Here is an 18,808-nt window from a genome sequence, read left to right on the forward strand (position 1 = left end):
CTAAAGCCGCTCCCACAGGGATCGCACAGTCCATAAAACCTGTGCAATACCTGTGGGAGCGGCTTTAGCCGCGAAAGGGCCGGTACAGGCAATACATATCAAGGAGCTGCACATGAAACTGCTGGTGGTCGAGGACGAAGCCCTGCTTCGCCATCACCTCTACACCCGCCTGGGCGAAAGCGGCCATGTGGTCGAGGCCGTCGCCGATGCCGAGGAGGCGCTGTACCAGGCCGGGCAATACCACTTCGACCTGGCCGTCATCGACCTGGGCCTGCCCGGCATCGGCGGCCTGGACCTGATCACACGCCTGCGCAGCCAGTACAAGACCTTCCCCATTCTCATCCTCACCGCCCGCGGCAACTGGCAGGACAAGGTCGAGGGCCTGGCCGCCGGTGCCGACGACTACCTGGTCAAGCCGTTCCAGTTCGAAGAACTCGAAGCACGCCTGAATGCCCTGCTGCGCCGCTCCAGCGGCTTCACTCAGTCAACCATCGCCGCCGGCCCGCTGGTGCTCGACCTCAACCGCAAGCAGGCGACGCTGGACGAGCAACCCCTGGCCCTGACTGCCTACGAATACCGCATCCTCGAATACCTCATGCGCCATCACCAGCAGGTGGTGGCCAAGGACCGTCTGATGGAACAGCTGTACCCGGGTGATGATGAACGTGACCCGAATGTCATCGAAGTACTGGTCGGCCGCCTGCGGCGCAAGCTTGAGGGCGAGCGCGGCTTCAAACCCATCGACACCGTGCGCGGTCTGGGCTACCTGTTCACCGAGCGCTGCCGATGATCCGTTCGCTGCGGGTGCGCCTGATGCTGGCGGCCGCGGTGCTGGCGCTGCTGTTCATGCTGGCGCTGCTGCCGGCCCTGCAGAAAGCCTTCAGCCTGGCCCTGCAGGAGTCGATCGAACAACGCCTGGCCTCGGATGTGACCACGCTGATTTCCGCTGCGCGCATCGAGCACGGCCAGTTGCAGATGCCGACCCTGCTGCCGGACGAGCGTTACAACCTGCCGTACACCGGCCTGCTCGGCTATATCTTCGACCGCGATGGCAAGCTGGTCTGGCAGTCGCGGGCCACCGCCGCGCAGAACATCAACTACCGCCCGCGCTACGACGGCCGCGGCAACGAATTCGCCCGCATTCACCAGGCCGATGGCGAAGAGTTCTTCGTCTATGACGTCGAGATCAAGCTGCTGGGTGGCCAGAGCGCCGCCTACAGCATTGTCGCCCTGCAACCGGTGCGCGAATACCAGCACACCCTCGACGGCCTGCGCGAAAAGCTCTACCTCGGCTTTGGCGCGGCCCTGCTGGCGTTGCTGGTGCTGTTGTGGGCCGGCCTGACCTGGGGCCTGCGTTCGTTGCGCCGGCTCAGCCTCGAGCTGGACGACGTGGAGTCGGGGGCGCGGGATGGCCTGAGCCGCGAACACCCGCGTGAGCTGCTGCGCCTGACCGGCTCGCTGAACCGTCTGTTGCGCAGCGAGCGCGAGCAGCGCCAACGCTACCGCGATTCGCTCGATGACCTGGCGCACAGCCTGAAGACGCCGCTGGCGGTGTTGCAGGGGGTGGGCGAAAGCCTGCAGCAGCGTAGCGGCGAGCGCGAGCAGGCGCGCGTGCTGCAGAGCCAGATCGAGCGCATGAGCCAGCAGATCGACTACCAGCTGCAACGCGCCAGCCTGCGCAAGAGTGGCCTGGTGCGCCACAGCGTGTTGCTGCGACCGTTGCTCGACAGCCTGTGCAGTACCTTGGCCAAGGTGTACCGGGACAAGCGGGTGAACGTGACCCTGCAACTGCCCGAGGCGGCGCAGGTGCCGATGGAGCAGGGCGCGTTGCTGGAGCTGCTGGGCAACTTGCTGGAGAACGCCTACCGCCTGAGCCTGGGCCAGGTGCGTGTGAGCCTGGAGCAGGCGCCTGGGCAGTTGACCTTGTGCGTCGAGGACGACGGGCCTGGGGTGCCGGCCGACCAGCGTGAGCGCATTCTCGAACGGGGTGAACGGCTGGACAGCCAGCACCCGGGGCAGGGGATCGGCTTGGCGGTGGTCAAGGATATCGTCGACAGCTATGACGCCGAGCTGAGCCTGGGAGATTCGCCCTTGGGCGGTGCGGCGTTCAGAATCACCTTCAACCTGGATTGATTTGTAGCCTGTGCCGGCCCTTTCGCGGGTGAACCCGCTCCCACAGGTACCGCACAGGTCCTGAGCCCTGCGGGCACTCTGTGGGAGCGGGCGAGCCCGCGAAAGGGCCGGCGCAGGCAAAACACAATGGGCGGATTCCCGCCAACACCCCTGTACAAATCCCGCCACCGGGCGGAAATCCGCCAGCCTTTCTCCGCAGAATCGCCCCGTCGTTGGGCGTTTATCCCAGGCAAATACGGCCCTTGCACCCTTCGTGGGCATTTTGGCACCACCCTTGCTATTGATCCTCGCAGAGGCCTGCCCAGGCAGCTCGAACACAACGACAAATCCCTCCATGTGCAGGAGGGTTAGCGATTCAGGTGCCACATCGCCCTGGGAAGGGTGAACCGGCACACTTGAGGAAAATCAGCCATGACGACACGTCAGCCGCTTTACAAATCCCTGTATGTCCAGGTGTTGGTCGCCATCACCATCGGTATCCTGCTCGGCCACTACTACCCGGAGACGGGCGTCGCTCTCAAACCCTTGGGAGACGGCTTCGTCAAACTGATCAAGATGGTCATCGCCCCGATCATCTTCTGCACCGTGGTCAGCGGCATCGCCGGCATGCAGAGCATGAAGTCGGTCGGCAAGACCGGTGGCTACGCGCTGCTGTACTTTGAAATCGTCTCCACCATCGCCCTGATCATCGGCCTCGTCGTCGTCAACGTGGTCAAGCCGGGCGCTGGCATGCACATTGACGTCAGCACCCTGAACGCCAGCAGCGTGGCTGCCTACGCCGCCGCCGGCGCGCAGCAGACCACCGTCGGCTTCCTGCTCAACGTCATTCCCAACACCGTGGTCGGCGCCTTCGCCAACGGCGACATCCTGCAAGTGCTGATGTTCTCCGTGCTGTTCGGCTTCGCCCTGCACCGCCTGGGCAGCTACGGCAAGCCGGTGCTGGACATGATCGACCGCTTCGCCCACGTCATGTTCAACATCATCAACATGATCATGAAGCTCGCCCCAGTCGGTGCCTTTGGTGCAATGGCCTTCACCATCGGCCAGTACGGCGTTGGCTCGCTGGTGCAATTGGGCTACCTGATGGCCTGCTTCTACATCACCTGCCTGCTGTTCGTGCTGGTGGTGCTGGGCGGTATCTGCCGCGCCCACGGTTTCAGTGTCCTCAAGCTGATCCGCTACATCCGTGAAGAACTGCTGATCGTGCTGGGCACTTCCTCCTCGGAATCGGCCCTGCCACGCATGCTGGCCAAGATGGAGCGTCTGGGTGCGAAGAAGTCGGTGGTTGGCCTGGTCATCCCGACCGGTTACTCGTTCAACCTCGACGGCACCTCGATCTACCTGACCATGGCTGCAGTGTTCATCGCCCAGGCCACCGACACTACCATGGACATCACTCACCAGATCACCCTGCTGCTGGTGCTGCTGGTGGCTTCCAAAGGTGCTGCCGGCGTTACCGGCTCGGGCTTCATCGTCCTGGCTGCCACCCTGTCGGCCGTAGGCCACCTGCCGGTTGCCGGCCTGGCGCTGATCCTCGGCATCGACCGCTTCATGTCTGAAGCCCGTGCCCTGACCAACCTGGTAGGCAACGCCGTTGCCACTGTGGTCGTGGCCAAGTGGGTGAAGGAAATGGACAACGACAAGCTGGCATCGGAGCTGGCCTCCGGTGGTGCGCCGCTGGTCGACACCCGTCCGACCGACGACCTGGGCGTGGCTGAAGGCCCGGCTCGCTGATCGCGGGATGGTGAAAAGAAAAAGGCGACCTCAGGGTCGCCTTTTTCATGTCTGTGCGGTGCGCGGTTCCTTGTGGGCGCGGCCTTGTGTCGCGAAAGGGGCGCGCAGCGGCCCCAGGATATCAGCCATCCTGCAAGATTGCCGGGGCTGCTGCGCAGCCCTTTCGCGACACAAGGCCGCTCCCACAAGTTCTGCACACGCCCTTCAGGCCAGCACCACCTCCAACACCCGGATCACCTCCGGCTGCGGGTAATGCCACCTTACCTGCACATCCCAGAACTTCACCCCATACACCCGCTCTGCCGGTGGCACCTGGTAGGCCGGCCGGGGGTCCTGTGCCAGGCATTGCTCGATCAGTTCCACCAACGGTTCACCCAGGCGCAGTGCATGTTCACGGGCCTGGGGCAGGGCGTTGTCGCCCCACTGCACGGCGATCGCGGCAGGTGCTTCGCTGGCCATCTGGTTGCTGGCGCCAGCGATGCTGTCGGCGTACGGCACATACGGCTTGATGTCCAGCACTGGCGTGCCATCGAGCAGGTCGATCCCGGACAGCAGCAGGCGCCCTGGCTCCACGCCTTCCAGACGCACCACCGACTGGCCGATACCATTGGGCCGGTGAGTGGCGCGGGTGGCGAACACGCCCATGCTCTTGTTGCCGCCCAGGCGCGGTGGCCGCACCTTCAGGCGGGGTTTGTCTTCCAGCGCCTGGTGGAACAGGAACAGCAGCCAGACATGGCTGACCTGCTCCAGGCCCTCGACCGCATCACCCTGGTCGAACGGTGGCAGCAGTTCGAGCACACCGCGTGCAGCGGGCGCCAGTTGTGGCTGGCGCGGGATGGCGAACTTCTCCTTGAAACAGGAGCGGATGATGCCGACCGGGGTAACCGTATGCTGCATGGCCACTCAGCCGCGCACGCGCAGGGTCAGGCCCTTGAGGAAGTTGCGCAGCAACTGGTCGCCGCACGGGCGGTAGTTGTCGTGGCCGGCCTTGCGGAACAGCGCGCTGAGTTCGGGCTTGCTGACCGGGAAGTTGACCGACTTGAGGATCGCATGCAGGTCGTCTTCCTTGAGCTCGAAGGCCACCCGCAGTTTCTTGAGGATGAGGTTGTTGGTCACCGGCAGCTCGATCGGCTGCGGCGGGCGGCTGTCATCCTTGCCGCGGCGGTGGATCACCAGGCCATCGAGAAAGTGCGCCATGACCCGTTCCGGGCAACGCACGAACCCTTCCTCGTCTTCCTTCTTCAGGTAGGTGGCCAGCACCAGGGGATGCACGTCGAGGCCGGATAGCCCGATGATTTCGGCCATCTTGGCGTCATTCACCTTGAGCATGTAGCGCAGGCTGCGCAGGACGTCGTTGTGGTTCATTGTTGCAGAATCCTGTTCAGGTGCCGCACCTGTCGCGCGGCGTATTGCTTAGAAACGTTCGGTAGTGGCCAGGTAGCGCCACTGGCCCAAGGGCAGCTTGCCCATCGACACGCCACCCAGGCGAATGCGGCGCATGCCTACCAGCTCCAGGCGCAGATAGGCGCACAGCTCGGCAATCTGCCCTGGCTGCGGGTTTTTCAGGACCATGCGCAGGTGGGTCTCGTTCTGCCAGCTGGCCTTGGTCCTGGGCAGCTCGCGGTCATTGCGGGTGGCACCGCGTGCCAGGCGTTCCAGCGCCTGGGGTGTGGTCTCGCCGCGCACTTCAACGATGAATTCCTGTTCCAGGCGGCGCAGGTCGGCGTCGATCTTGCGGGTTACCCGCCAGTCCTGGGTGAAGACCTGCAGGCCGCTGGCGCCGCGCTCCAGCGGTGCCACGCAGGCCTGCCGGGCGAAATGCCCGTGCAGGGCGCGTACACCCTCGCGATGGGCCTCGCTGAGGCTGCCCATGTTCATGCTGGCGCGGGCGATTTCGCTGTCCACGTTGGCTGGCTGGTTCAGCAGCAGGGTTACCGGTTCCAGCGTTTCGGCACGAGCACCCGGCAGCAGTTCGACGCGCTGCTGCCCGACCTTGAACTGCGGTTGCTCGACCACCACGCCATCGACCGTGACCCAGCCGCCTTCGATATACAGCTCGGCCTCCCGGCGGGAGCAGCCAAGCTGCTCGATAAGGCGTTTGGACAGGCGGACGGGTTCGGACATGACGGCAATTCGCAAAGGCAGGGAAAGACCTGCATTGTACCTGCCCGCGCGGCAGAGGGGCTGGGAATCTGTGTCATTTACGCCGTTTTGCGCAGGCGCATGTGCAGCAAGGGATAGGGCTGCCCCAGGCCGTCGGTTTCCGAACGGCCGATCACCTCGAAGCCTTCATGCAGGTAGAAGCCCAAGGCTTGCGGGTTCTGTTCGTTGACGTCCAGGCGCTCGGCATTCAGCTCGTCGATCGCATAGTGCAGCAGGCGCTTGCCAACCCCTTTGCCCCGGTAGGCAGGTGCGACGAACAGCATGTCCACGCGCCCGTTGGCGACCCCGGCGAAGCCGCAGATGCGTTGGCGGTCCTTGCAGCAGATCAGCATCACCGCGTCGAGGTAGCGACGCAGTACCTGTTCGCGCAGCAAGACGATGTAGCCATCGGGCAGGAAGTCGTGGGTGGCGCGTACCGAGTCCTCCCACACCTGTACCAGTTCGCCGTAGTCACTCAAGCGCGGGGTTTGCAACGTCAGTACCGAATGCATGCCGGTGTTCCTCCGTGACGATAAGGCAAACATAGCAGGCCAACCACCGGTCGGCTTTTCCGTGCGGTGCTTGAACCTCGGGGTGTAGAGGTCTATTACTTTTACGTGGGAAAAAATCCCACGCATCAAGAAGCAAAAAACTGAACACAGAATTTCCGGCTTGATTTGGCGTTTCTCATGGCGACGACCTGGAGACGAAACATGCACATCCATATGCTGTTCAAAAAGGCGCTATTGGCGGCTGCCGTTGCTGGCGTGCTGTCGACTTCCATTGTTCTGATCCCTGACTCGATATCCAATGGTTCCAGTGCCTACGCCAAGGATGGCGGCGGCGGTGGCGGCCATGGTGGTGGCGGCGGTGGTCACGGTGGTGGCGGTGGCGGCCATGGTGGCGGCGGCGGTGGCGGTGGTCACGGTGGCGGCGGTGGTGGTCATGGTGGTGGCGGCCATGGTGGTGAAGGCGGCGGCCACGGCGGCCACGGCGATGGCGATGGCCATGCCGGCAACAGTGGTCGCGGCCATGACGGTCCCTCAAACTCTGGGCGCAGCGGTAACCACGCTGAAGCGGGTGATGATCATGGCAATCACGTTGGCGGTGAGCCTGGGGACGATCACGGCAATCACGTTGGCGGTGAACCCGGTGACGATCATGGCAATCACGTTGGCGGTGAGCCCGGGGACGATCATGGCAATCATGTTGGCGGTGAGCCTGGCGATGACCGCGGCAATCACGTTGGTGGTGAACCTGGTGATGATCGTGGCGACCATCTGGGTGGCGAACCGGGTGATGACCGCGGTGAGCATGCCGCAGGCGAACCGGGTGATGACAACAGCCGGAGCTGACTGGCTCTGAACGGTTTCATGCAGCGCCCTCGGGGCGGGCCTGCATGAGGCCAGGTTCGGATGCACGGCAGCCCCACTCAACGCGAATGCAATGAGCGCTGAAGACCATCCCTCATCTCGTCCGGGATAGGGTCACAGTTGGTGTGGGATGTTTTCCCGCGTCGTATACTGGGTTCATCTGTCAAGGAACGCGCTCAATGCAATCGCCTACCATCCCCCCTTCGATGTTAAGCGCACTGCGGCGTGTCATGCGCCCTCTGGTGCGCCTGATGCTGCGCAAAGGGGTCACCTATACGATGTTCGCCGACTTGCTCAAGGAAGTGTTCGTCGATGTGGCCCATCGCGAGTTTCGCCTGGATGGCACGGTGCCGACCGACAGCCGTGTCAGCCTGCTTACAGGCGTGCATCGCAAGGATGTACGGCGTTTGCGCAGCGAGGGTGGCACGTCGCTCGCTGCGCTGCCGGAAAACATCACGTTAGGCGCACAGTTGGTCAATATGTGGACCACTGGCAAACCGTTCTGCTCGGAGCCTGGCCAGGCGCTGCCGTTACCGCGCCTGGCGAGTGTCGGCGGCGATTGCTCTTTCGATGCCCTGGTGGCGAAGATCAGTACCGACATTCGCGGGCGGGTGGTGCTGGATGAGTGGTTGCGCCTGGGCATCGTCCGGCTCGACGAGCAGGACTGTGTCCACCTGGAAGCCCAGGCATTCGTGCCGCAGAAGGGCTTTGATGAAAAGGCTGCGTACTTCGGCCACAACCTGCATGACCATGCCTGCGCAGCGGTGCACAACCTGACAGGTGAAGGGCAGCCGTTCTTTGAACGCAGTGTGCACTACGACGCTTTGAGCCCGGCCAGCGTCGACCATCTGCGCGAAGCGGTGGACAAGGAAGGCATGCAGACGCTGCTTGCCTTCAGCCGGCTTGCATCAGACCTGGAAGATGCCGATGTGCCCAGCGCCGAGCAGCGTCAGCGCATCACTGTCGGGCTTTATTTCTACACTGAAACCACCGACCCCGATCTGTCGAAGACACCAGACCCATGACTTTCCTCGCGCGCTGCCTCAGTGTCGTCACACTGGCCCTGGGTTTCGGGCTGAACCTGATGGCGCCTGCCGAGGTGGCCGCAGCACCGGTGTGTGTCAGCCGTGACGAAGTGGGTATGGCGGGGGCAGCGGGCTTGCAGTTTCCGGGTGGTATTGGTGGTACCGGGGCCAGAACGGGCGGTGTCGGTGGTACTGGGGTACGCAGTGAAAACGGTGGTGTGGGTGGCACCGGTGCGCCGCTGCAGCAGCGTCCCGGCGGCACAGGCGGGACCGGTGCGGTGGCCGACGGTGTGGACGGCACCTTTATCGATCACGGCGGTGTCGGCGGTACCGGCGCGCCGATCCTGCGCCCGGGCGGCACCGGTGGCACGGGCATCGTCGGCACCATCACCGGGTTCGCTTCGATCTGCGTCAATGGCCTGGAAGTGCACTTTGGCAAAGACGTACCGGTGAGTGAAAACGGTGCGCCTGCCAGTAGCGCTCACCTGGCAATCGGCCAGGTTGTTGCGGTGGAGGCATTTGCCAGCAAACGCGGCCTGCAAGCAGGGCGCATCTCGATCCTCAACGTTTACGAAGGGCCGCTGACGGCACTGCCGAATGCTTCGGCCCCTCTGCGGGTCATGGGCCAACCTGTGCGGCTTGCTGCAGGCGCGCGGGTGGCTGAAGGGCTGCGCCCGGGCGAGCCGGTCAGGGTCAGTGGCCTGCGCGATGCCAGGGGCGAAGTGGTAGCCAGTCGTATCGAACGGGCGCCGGGGCTCAGGGAAGCCAGTGCCATCGGTGCGGTTGATCGTACTGGTAGCCTCCAGGGGCTGAAGCTGGGAACCCGCGTGGCACCCGCGCGGGAAGTGCTGGTGCGTGGGCAGTGGACGGGGCGTCAGTTGGAAGTGGCGCAAACCCGCCCAGACCCGAGCCTGCCTTTTGCTGGCCGTGTGCAGACGGCGGTGATCGAGGGGCTGGTACAGCGCAGCCACGCACAGCAGTTGGTGGTCGCCGGCATCAAGGTGACGCTGGGGCAGGGCACCGTGATCGTTGGCAAGCAGCCCGCGGCATCGGCGCTCGATCAACGTGTGCGGGTGAGCGGGGTGTTCAGTGGCAAGCACGAGCTGCGGGCAACCCGCGTGGAGTTCCATGACGACCGTGCCGACAACCCGGACAGAGGGCATTCGGGGCGGGGCAGCGAGCACGGCACTGGTGAATCTGAAGGCGCCAGCAATAGCGGGCATGGCGGGCGCGATGCGACCAGCGTTCGCATTGAAAGCAGTGATGATCACAGCGGGCACGGCGGCGTTGACGATTCCAGCGGTCGTGACAGTACTGAAAGCCTGGACAAGTCCGGGAAGTCGGAACATGTCGACACCGTGGAGCAGCCCGAGAGCAGCAATAGTGGGAGCTCTGGTCGGGTAGAGAAGGTCGAGCTTGAACGGGTGGAAAAAGTAGAGAAGGTTGAAAAGGTAGAAAAAGTCGAGAAGGTGGAGAAGCCCGAAAAAGTCGAGAAAATCGAAAAGCCTGAGAAAGTCGAGAAGGTAGAAAAAGTCGAGAAGGTCGAAAAAGTCGAGAAGGTCGAAAGAGTAGAGAAGGTCGAGAAAGTCGAAAAGGTCGAAAAGGTCGAAAAGGTCGAAAGGCCCGAGACGGTAGAGAAAATCGAAAAAGTGGAGCATCCAGAGCGGTCCGGGCATTAGGCAACTAGGCTGGGTAAGTGCGATCACACTTCCCGCCGGAATGCCGAGGTGCAGATGAGACCCGCGCTCCCTCTTTTCGCCTGCTTGCTGTCATGTACCAGCGCGTCGGTCCTGGGCGATACCTTCAGCGCCGCCATCGGCATGGACTATTCAAGTGGTGACTATGGCACGGGTACCACCTCGGAAATCTGGTACGTCCCCGTGGTCGGCAAGTATGAAACCGGCCCCATGACCTACAAGGTCACCGTGCCCTGGCTGCGCATCACCAACCCTGAAGTGGGCCCGAATGGCGACCCCTTGCCCGGTGGCTGCCGGGATGTGGAAAGCGGGCTGGGAGATACGGTTGCCAGCGCCGGTTATGCCCTGCTCGATGGCAGTGACGGCGGCCTGATGCTGGACCTGATCGGCAAGGTCAAATTCCCCACTGCCGATGAAGACCAGTGTCTGGGCACCGGTGAATACGACTACACCGGCCAGGTCGACATCGCCAAGGCCTTTGGCCCGGTGACCGGCTTTGCGACCCTGGGCTGGAAGAAGTTCGGCGACCCGCCCGACAGCGATTTCGACGACCCGGTATTTGCCAGTCTCGGCTTCGCCATGCCTGTGGCCGCAGGCACTTCGGCGGGTGCCTCCTACGACTGGCGGCAGAAAGTCGTCTCGACGGGCGCACAGATCAAGGAACTTACCCTGTTCCTGACCCACAAGCTCAACCAGCAGTGGAAAGTGCAACTCTACGCAGTCAAGGGCTTCTCGGATGCCAGCCCGGATGCAGAGGGCGGCCTGATGCTATTTCATGCGTTCTGACGAAAAAGCCCCTGCACCGGCAGTTCCTTGCGGGGAATACCGGGGCAGGGGCTTTTCAGGCTCCGGCTGCGTCAGATGGGTTCAGCCCACATGTCGTATTCGTCGGCATCCACTACGCGGCAACGTACCTTGTCACCCGGCTTGAAGCCGTGGTCGCCATCGATGAACACGCTGCCGTCGATCTCCGGGGCATCGAAGAAGCTGCGGCCAACCGAGCCTTGCTCTTCCACTTCATCGATCAGCACGTCGATTGCCTTGCCGATGCGCAGTTGCAGGCGGGCGGCGCTGATGGCCTGCTGGTGGGCCATGAAGCGGTCCCAGCGCTCCTGCTTGACGTCGTCCGGTACTTCTTCCAGGCCCAGGTCGTTGGCCGGGGCGCCCTCCACCGGCGAGTACTGGAAGCAGCCAACGCGGTCCAGCTGGGCTTCGGTCAGCCAGTCCAGCAGGTACTGGAAGTCTTCCTCGGTCTCGCCCGGGAAGCCGACGATGAAGGTGGAGCGAATCACCAGCTCCGGGCACTGCTCGCGCCAGTTCTTGATACGCGCCAGGGTGCGGTCTTCGAAGGCCGGGCGCTTCATGGCCTTGAGCACTTTCGGGCTGGCGTGCTGGAACGGGATGTCCAGGTACGGCAGGATCTTGCCGGCGGCCATCAGCGGGATCACGTCGTCGACGTTCGGGTACGGGTACACGTAGTGCAGGCGGACCCAGGCGCCCAGGCTGCTCAGGGCTTCGCACAGTTCGAGCATGCGGGTCTTGACCGGGCGGCCGTTCCAGAAGTCGGTCTTGTACTTGACGTCGACGCCGTAGGCGCTGGTGTCCTGGGAAATCACCAGGATCTCCTTGACCCCGGCCTTGACCAGGCGCTCTGCCTCGCTCAGCACTTCGCCGACCGGGCGGCTGACCAGCTTGCCGCGCATCGACGGGATGATGCAGAAGCTGCAGCTGTGGTTGCAGCCTTCGGAAATCTTCAGGTACGCATAGTGGCGAGGGGTCAGCTTGACGCCCTGAGGCGGTACCAGGTCGATCAGCGGGTTGTGATCCTGGCGTGGCGGCACGACTTCGTGCACGGCGCTGACCACCTGCTCGTACTGCTGCGGGCCGGTAACCGACAGCACGCTCGGGTGCACGTCACGGATGCTGCCTTCCTCGACACCCATGCAGCCGGTGACGATGACCTTGCCGTTTTCCTTGATCGCTTCGCCGATCACTTCCAGCGACTCGGCCTTGGCGCTGTCGATGAAGCCGCAGGTGTTGACCACCACCACGTCGGCGTCCTCGTAGGTGGGCACGACTTCATAGCCTTCCATGCGCAGCTGGGTCAGGATGCGCTCGGAATCGACCAGGGCTTTTGGGCAACCCAGGCTTACGAAACCTACCTTGGGGGTGGCGGGCGTGGTGGACATGACTAACCTCGGTATTGAATGCAGGTCGCCCGACCGGAATCGCGGGCGATCTTGACGGGCGCTTTTGGCGCCTCTGATCAAAAAGTGCGCAATTCTAGCGAGCGCAGGATCGCTTGACCAGCAGAAATACGACGAACGCTGCGCTATGCTTCGCGCCATTGCGTCGGGGGTATCCGTATCACCTGGCGCATGGGGAATTCTACTGGCCTTGCAAGGCCGTCTGCGGGAGTGGTCGATGGTTCAGGCAAGCAGTCACGCCGAGGGCGGGCACGAGGGGAAGCAGGGGGCGATGCGGTCGATGAGCCTGCTCGTGGCGGCGGTCGGGGTAGTTTATGGCGATATCGGTACCAGCCCGTTGTATACCCTCAAGGAAGTCTTCAGCGGTGGGTACGGGGTACCGGTCAACCATGACGGCGTGCTGGGGATCCTGTCGCTGATCCTGTGGTCGCTGCTGTGGGTGGTGTCGTTCAAGTACGTGATGTTCATCCTGCGCGCCGACAACCAGGGCGAGGGCGGCACCATGGCGTTGACCGCGCTGGCGCGGCGGGCCACGGCGGCCTACCCGAGGTTGCGCACGTTGATGGTGGTGTGCGGGTTGATCGGCGCTTCGCTGTTCTATGGCGACAGTATGATCACGCCGGCGGTGTCTGTGCTGTCGGCGGTGGAAGGCATGGGGCTGGCGTTCGATGGTATCGATCACTGGGTGGTACCGATTTCGCTGGTGATACTGGTGGCGCTGTTCCTGGTGCAGAAGCACGGCACCGAGAAGATCGGCAAGCTGTTCGGCCCGATCATGGTCACCTGGTTCGTGGCGCTGGGCGCGCTGGGGGTGCATGGCATCTCGCAGAGCCCGGAAGTGCTCAAGGCGTTCAACCCGGTCTGGGCAGTGAACTTCTTCGTGGTCCACCCCGGCATCGGCGTGGCCGTCCTCGGCGCGGTGGTGCTGGCGCTGACCGGTGCCGAGGCGCTGTACGCCGACATGGGCCACTTTGGCCGCAAGCCGATCGCCCGGGCCTGGTTCGCCCTGGTGCTGCCGGCGCTGGTGCTCAATTACTTTGGTCAGGGCGCGTTGCTGCTGCAGGACCCGGATGCGGCACGTAACCCGTTCTACCTGCTGGCGCCGGGTTGGGCACTGCTGCCGATGGTCGGCCTGGCTACCATGGCCACGGTGATCGCTTCGCAGGCGGTGATCTCGGGGGCGTTCTCCCTGACCCGCCAGGCCATCCAGCTGGGCTACATCCCACGCATGCAGATCCAGCACACCTCCAGCGATGAACAGGGGCAGATCTACATCGGCGCGATTAACTGGACGCTGATGGTCGGCGTGGTACTGCTGGTGCTCGGTTTCGAGTCATCCGGTGCCCTGGCGGCGGCTTACGGCGTGGCTGTGACCGGTACCATGCTGATGACCACCATCCTGGTTTCGGCGGTGATGCTGCTGCTATGGAAGTGGCCACCGGTGCTGGCGGTGCCGATCCTGATGGGTTTTCTGTTGGTGGATGGGCTGTTCTTCGCCGCCAACGTACCGAAGATCATCCAGGGTGGTGCGTTCCCGGTGCTGGCTGGTGGCGTGCTGTACCTGTTGATGAGCACCTGGAAGCGCGGCAAGCAGATCCTGATGGAGCGTATCGACGAAGGCGCGCTGCCGCTGCAGCTGTTCATCAGCAGCATACGCATTCAGCCGCCGCACCGGGTCGAAGGCACGGCGGTGTTCCTTACGGCGCGCTCCGATGCGGTGCCCCATGCGCTGTTGCACAACATGCTGCATAACCAGGTGCTGCACAGCCAGGTGGTGCTGTTGACGGTGGTCAGTGAGGACCGACCGCGGGTGCCTGAGCATGAGCGTTTTGAAGTGGAGGCCTATGGCGACGGGTTCTTCCGCGTGTTGCTGCACTTCGGTTTCATGGACGAACCGGACGTACCGGCGGCGTTGAAGCTGTGCCACCTGGAAGACCTGGACTTCAGCCCGATGCGCACCACCTACTTCCTCAGCCGCGAGACCGTGATCGCCTCACGGCTGGAGGGGATGTCGCGCTGGCGGGGCAACCTGTTTGCGTTCCTGCTGAAGAATGCCAACGGCAACTTGCGCTTCTTCAACCTGCCACTGAACCGGGTGATCGAGCTGGGTACCCAGGTCGAGATCTGAGGCTCAACTCGCCCCATGTGGGAGCGGGCGTGCCCGCGAAGCCGGCAACTCGGTGTAGGGCACCGGCTTCGCCGGTGTTCGCGGGCATGCCCGCTCCCACATGGGCCGCATAGCTTTCAAGGCTTGCGCTGGACCTGTGGGAGATGGCTCAGCCTTTTGGGCTGCGCTGGCGCGTAGATAACTGAAATTGCAAGCAAACCGCTCCCACAGGGGCCCCGCTAATTCAATGAGTTATGTGCAGTTCGATGAGAGCGGGTTTACCCGCGAATGGGCCGCAAGGTCCTATCAGTTCTGCTCAGCCACGCTGGACTTGCCCTGGCGCGTCTCGATCTCGCCAATCAAGCGCTTGGCCAGTGCCGGGTAGTTTTCGTCGAAGTGGTGCCCACCCGGCAGCTTGAGGCGTTCACCCACCGCAGTCTTGTCGGTGCAACCGCTCTCGTCGGCCTCTTCCACACCATACACGCACACCACCTTGGACGCCGGCAGTCTGGCCATTTCCGGCCCGGTTGGCGCTTCCTGGCCTTCCTTGCCCAGCCAGCCCTCGACTTCGATCTCGAAGCTGCCGCTGCGGGCAAAGGCCAGTAGCATCACCGCGTCGATCCGTTGCTGGTCCTCGGCCGGCAGGCGGTTGTAGATCGCCGGCAGCACGTCGGCACCGAACGAATAGCCGGTCAGCACGAAGCGCTTTGTGCCCCACTTCTGCCGGTAGTGCTGCATCAGTTCGGACAGGTCGGCGGCGCTTTGCTCCGGGGTCTTGTGCTGCCAGTAGTAGCGCAGCGTGTCGATGCCCACCACCGGGTAGCCCAGCTTGGCCATTTCCCCGGCCACGTCGCGGTCCAGGTCACGCCAGCCACCATCACCGGAAAGGAACAGGGTAACCGTGTCGGTGGTCTGCCCGGCAGGCACCTCGACCACCGGGATAGCCAGGGCGTTGCCGTCGTGGCCGACCAGGGCCTGGGTCAGCTGGGCCTTGAGCACTTGTGGCAGGTGGATGTCGTAGTCGCTGATGCTGGTCTCGGCATTGGCCTGGTCGCGCACGAAGGCGGCGCTGGCGTCATCCGGGTTGTCGTTCCAGGCGACGTTCCAGTGGCCGTGGGCGGCCGACTTCGGCAGTGGGGCCTGGCAGCCGGGTTGTTCCAGGCTGAAGTCCACGGAAATCGCCCGCGCCTTGTCGTTGTTCTGGCTGGCCAGCCAGCGCCAGGCCTGGGCGGCGCCAGGGCCGATACCAGCGACCAGGGTCGGTTTCTCCGACAGCTGGCCCAGGGCTTGGTCCAGGGCCTGTTGCTGCTTGCTGCAATCGTTGGGCGGCAGGATCACCTGCACCAGCTGCGCTTCGCCGGCCTGGGCAAGGTCCAGCAGCTGCCTGTCGGTCAGCGCCTGGTCCTGGGGTACACCGATGGCCACCCGAGCCTTGGGGTGCACGCCTGGGGTCACGCGGGTGATGCGGGTGTCATTGATGCTCAGTTGTTCCAGGCGTGCCTCGGGAGCCGGGCGCGTCCACAGCCAGAATGCCAGCGCACCTCCCAGGGTGGCCAACAGCAGGGGAACCAGCAGGTACAGCCAAAAGCGTCGGGTCATCAACGTTTCACCAATCCAGTCAGGCCGCCTGCGATCAGGGCGGCGGTGTCGGCCAGTGCCACCAGCGGGTCGAGCCCGGCCGGCACGGCCATGTAGCGGGGTTCCCAGTCCGGTTGGAATTTGTCCTTGAAGCGACGAAGCCCCTGGAAGTTGTACAGCTGCTCGCCACGGCGGAACACCATCGAGCCCAGGCGTTGGGTCAAGGGCGCGCCCCGTCGCGGCTGCAGGCCGGACAGCGGCACCATGCCCAGGCTGAAGCGGGCGTAGTCATGGCTTTTGTAGTGCAGGATCAGGCCGATCATCATGAATTCCATGGTCAGCTTCGGGGCCTCGGGGTGCGCACGCATCAGGTCGAGGCTGGCCAGTTCGTTGCCGTGGGTTTCCAGCAGGTTGGCGAAAGCCACCGGGCGGCCCTGGAAGCGGATCAGGGCAATACGGAAGTGCTGCAGGTATTCCGGGCTGAAGCGCCCCAGCGAGAAGCCTTTCTCGCGCACGTTCTTGCCGCCGAGCCAGGCATCGGAAATTTCCTTCAGCTCTGCCAGCGGGGCATGGCCGGGTTCGTGGATTTCCAGGCTCAAACCGTCACGGCCACCACGGTTCCAGGTGTAGCGCAGGTCCTTCATCTCCTTGCCCTTGGCTTCGAGGTCGAAGCGGCGCAGGTCGACCCGGGCTTCTTCGCCCAGCTTCAGCGCGGTCAGGCCGATGTCCATGTAGAACGGCAGGTTCTCGGCGCGCACCTGGTAGAACACCGGGCGGGCATGGTGCAGATCGCACAGGTCACGGAACTGCCAGATCATCTCGGCGCGCTCCTGGGCCGGGCCGATCGGGTCGTACAGGGCCACCAGGCTGCGGCCGCGACGGGCGTACATGAGGAAGGCGTTGTCGCGAGGGTGGAACAGCAGCGCCTTGTCGCCGGTCAGGGCCAGGCCGCCATCGGGTTGGTCGGAGGCCAGCAGAATGCGGTTGGCACGCCGCAGCTCCTCTTCGTCGGGCAGGTGGATCACCGGCGGTGCCGTGCGCAATAGCCAGGTCAGGGCCACGGCCGCCAGCAGCAAGGCGCTGCCCATGGCGGCGCGCAGGCCACGCGGGGCGTCGGCATCGAGGGTGAACTGCCACCACAGCTGATGGCTGTAGGGCACATCCTGGTAGGCGAACAGCAACAGCCATATCGATGCGCCGACCACACAGGCGCTGGCCACCAGAAACACCGGCGAGAACGGCAACTCGAGCAAGCGGCTGGGGCGGTAGAAGGAACGCCGGAACAGCGCGAGCAGGGTAGCTGTGAGGGTCAGCAGGCAGGCTTCTTCCCAATCGAAGCCCTTGAGCAGCGACAGCAAGGCGCCGACCAGCAACAGTACCGTGGTCAGCAGCCAGGCGGCGGACAGGCGCCGGCGCAGGCCCTGGGCCAGCAGCAGGCACAGCACGCCGATCAGGCTGGCACCGAAGTGCGAGGCATCGATCAGACGGTGCGGCACCAGAAAGCCCATGTGCTCCAGGCGTGTGTCTATCTCGGGCGTGGCCCCGGAGAACAGCAGCACCACCCCGGACAGAAATACCAGAATCGACAGGATCGGCGCGGCCAGCCCGGAAGCGGCCTTGATAGCCTGTTGCGCGAACAGCAGGCGCCGGGCTTCGTTGGCCAGCAGCAACACGCAGGCCAGCAGCAGTGGTAGCACCACGTAGATCAGCCGATAAAGCAGCAAGGCCGCTGCCAACGGCGCTGCGCCGAGCTGGTCGGCAAAAGCCGCCAGCAGGATCGCTTCGAACACCCCGACGCCGCCCGGTACATGGCTGAGCACACCTGCAGCCAAGGCCAGCAGGTACACCAGGACAAAGGCACCGAATGGCGGTGCTTCGGGCAGCAGCAGGTACAGCACCGTGGCGGCAGCGGCGACATCCAGTGCGGTGATCAGCAATTGCAGGGCTGCCAGGCGTGCACCCGGCAGGCGCAGTGTGCGGCGGCCCAGTTGTACCAGCAGGTTATTGGCCAGTGGTTGTTCAGCCAGGCGCCGGCGGTACAAGCCGAACACCAGCACGCTGCACGCCAGCAGCACTGCTGTGGCGATACCCGCCAGCAAGCCAGGCGCCAAACCCAGTGCGGCCGAGGCTGCCGACAGGTCGCTCAAGGTCGCCAAGGCGGCCAGAGGCGGCAGCGCGCAGCCCAGTGACAGGCTGGCAAAAACGGTCATCCGTGCAACTTCACCTGCACCGACCCCTTGGCGTGCATACAGGCGGTATCGCACCGAGCCGCCCGAAAGCATCGACAGGCCGATGGCGTTGCCGATGGCAAAGGCGCTGAAACCGCCCAGCACCAAGCTGCGCGTCGGCAGTTTCACGCCGGCATAGCGGCTGGCCGACCACTCGTAACCCAGCAGGATCACGAAACCGAGCACGGTTGCCAGCAAGGCACCGAGTAGCGACTGGGCCGGTACGCTGAGCATGGCATCATGCAGGGCGTAGATGTCCAGCTCGCTCAGCAGGTGGCGACAGGCGATCAAGCCCATGGTGAACAACACCAGGGTCACCACCAGGCCGATGGGCTGGCGGTAGCGGCTCAAGCGTTCGAGCAAGGGCAGGCGTTGCACGGCACCGGGTAGCGCCGAGGCAAGCGGCACCGGGGGTTCGGGGTTGTGCGAAGTCATGGATTGCCCCGGGCATGCAGCGCGAGGTGAGGGGAAGGTGTGGCCAAGTGAAAGTCCCTTAGGAAAACGTATCCAATGTTACTCCGGCCTCAGGCACTTGCAGCGGCCTGGCAGGGTTAAAGATAGTTCATCCAGGGCACGACCTCTCA

Annotated in this window: 15 protein-coding genes; 8 read left to right on the forward strand and 7 right to left on the reverse strand. The window is 64.0% G+C overall.

Annotation, left to right across the window (positions count from 1 at the left end; all coding sequences use genetic code 11):
• Positions 1-112: 112 nt before the first annotated feature.
• The 3 genes from J5M71_RS05715 to J5M71_RS05725 all read left to right on the forward strand — a co-directional run bounded on the left by J5M71_RS05715 (position 113) and on the right by J5M71_RS05725 (position 3,867).
• Complete coding sequence (locus J5M71_RS05715) at positions 113-790, forward strand: response regulator (RefSeq protein ID WP_207830707.1); 678 nt, start codon at positions 113-115, stop codon at positions 788-790.
• Positions 787-2,133, forward strand: coding sequence for an ATP-binding protein (locus J5M71_RS05720; protein ID WP_063913041.1), 1,347 nt, complete (start codon positions 787-789; stop codon positions 2,131-2,133). Before J5M71_RS05715 ends, J5M71_RS05720 begins: the two co-directional genes overlap by 4 nt.
• A gap of 411 nt (positions 2,134-2,544) precedes the next feature.
• Entirely contained in the window at positions 2,545-3,867 is a 1,323-nt protein-coding gene (locus J5M71_RS05725; RefSeq protein ID WP_025340279.1) for a dicarboxylate/amino acid:cation symporter, read from the forward strand.
• Between the two features lie 204 nt (positions 3,868-4,071).
• Here the strand turns inward: J5M71_RS05725 and tsaA are convergent, their stop codons facing one another.
• The 4 genes from tsaA to J5M71_RS05745 form a co-directional block, all read right to left on the reverse strand.
• Positions 4,072-4,764 (reverse strand): tRNA (N6-threonylcarbamoyladenosine(37)-N6)-methyltransferase TrmO, encoded by a 693-nt coding sequence (gene tsaA, locus J5M71_RS05730; protein ID WP_063913040.1) that lies wholly within the window; start codon positions 4,762-4,764, stop codon positions 4,072-4,074.
• Between the two features lie 6 nt (positions 4,765-4,770).
• Entirely contained in the window at positions 4,771-5,232 is a 462-nt protein-coding gene (locus tag J5M71_RS05735) for a DUF1456 family protein (RefSeq protein ID WP_013973832.1), read from the reverse strand.
• Positions 5,233-5,280: 48 nt separating this feature from the next.
• On the reverse strand, positions 5,281-5,991 hold the full coding sequence (locus J5M71_RS05740; protein WP_207830709.1) for an rRNA pseudouridine synthase: 711 nt from the start codon (positions 5,989-5,991) through the stop codon (positions 5,281-5,283).
• 77 nt (positions 5,992-6,068) lie between these two features.
• The gene (locus J5M71_RS05745; protein WP_063913038.1) at positions 6,069-6,521 is read right to left on the reverse strand and encodes a GNAT family N-acetyltransferase; all 453 of its coding nucleotides are present in this window, start codon (positions 6,519-6,521) and stop codon (positions 6,069-6,071) included.
• A 201-nt stretch (positions 6,522-6,722) separates the two neighbouring features.
• Between J5M71_RS05745 and J5M71_RS29230 the strand changes: the two genes are divergently transcribed.
• The 4 genes from J5M71_RS29230 to J5M71_RS05770 all read left to right on the forward strand — a co-directional run bounded on the left by J5M71_RS29230 (position 6,723) and on the right by J5M71_RS05770 (position 10,890).
• Entirely contained in the window at positions 6,723-7,364 is a 642-nt protein-coding gene (locus J5M71_RS29230) for a hypothetical protein (RefSeq protein WP_243434100.1), read from the forward strand.
• A 197-nt stretch (positions 7,365-7,561) separates the two neighbouring features.
• Entirely contained in the window at positions 7,562-8,407 is an 846-nt protein-coding gene (locus J5M71_RS05760; protein WP_207830714.1) for a DUF6502 family protein, read from the forward strand.
• A complete protein-coding gene (locus J5M71_RS05765) occupies positions 8,404-10,086 on the forward strand; it encodes a DUF5666 domain-containing protein (RefSeq protein ID WP_207830716.1) in 1,683 nt (560 codons plus the stop codon). The genes J5M71_RS05760 and J5M71_RS05765 overlap by 4 nt, the downstream gene beginning before the upstream one ends.
• A 54-nt stretch (positions 10,087-10,140) precedes the next feature.
• Positions 10,141-10,890: a hypothetical protein gene (locus J5M71_RS05770; RefSeq protein ID WP_207830718.1), complete on the forward strand. Its 750-nt coding sequence runs from the start codon at positions 10,141-10,143 to the stop codon at positions 10,888-10,890.
• 71 nt (positions 10,891-10,961) lie between these two features.
• On the opposite strand, the gene rimO is transcribed toward J5M71_RS05770, so the two are convergent.
• Complete coding sequence (gene rimO / locus J5M71_RS05775) at positions 10,962-12,293, reverse strand: 30S ribosomal protein S12 methylthiotransferase RimO (RefSeq protein ID WP_207830720.1); 1,332 nt, start codon at positions 12,291-12,293, stop codon at positions 10,962-10,964.
• Positions 12,294-12,528: 235 nt separating this feature from the next.
• Here rimO and J5M71_RS05780 point away from each other — a divergent pair, with 235 nt between their 5' ends.
• On the forward strand, positions 12,529-14,439 hold the full coding sequence (locus tag J5M71_RS05780; protein ID WP_207830722.1) for a potassium transporter Kup: 1,911 nt from the start codon (positions 12,529-12,531) through the stop codon (positions 14,437-14,439).
• Positions 14,440-14,724: 285 nt separating this feature from the next.
• On the opposite strand, the gene J5M71_RS05785 is transcribed toward J5M71_RS05780, so the two are convergent.
• Both J5M71_RS05785 and mprF read right to left on the reverse strand, forming a co-directional pair.
• The gene (locus J5M71_RS05785; RefSeq protein ID WP_207830724.1) at positions 14,725-16,017 is read right to left on the reverse strand and encodes a virulence factor family protein; all 1,293 of its coding nucleotides are present in this window, start codon (positions 16,015-16,017) and stop codon (positions 14,725-14,727) included.
• Entirely contained in the window at positions 16,017-18,659 is a 2,643-nt protein-coding gene (mprF, locus tag J5M71_RS05790) for a bifunctional lysylphosphatidylglycerol flippase/synthetase MprF (RefSeq protein WP_207830726.1), read from the reverse strand. Before mprF ends, J5M71_RS05785 begins: the two co-directional genes overlap by 1 nt.
• Positions 18,660-18,808: the final 149 nt, after the last annotated feature.

The organism is Pseudomonas sp. 43(2021) (assembly GCF_017490805.1).
Taxonomy (GTDB): domain Bacteria; phylum Pseudomonadota; class Gammaproteobacteria; order Pseudomonadales; family Pseudomonadaceae; genus Aquipseudomonas.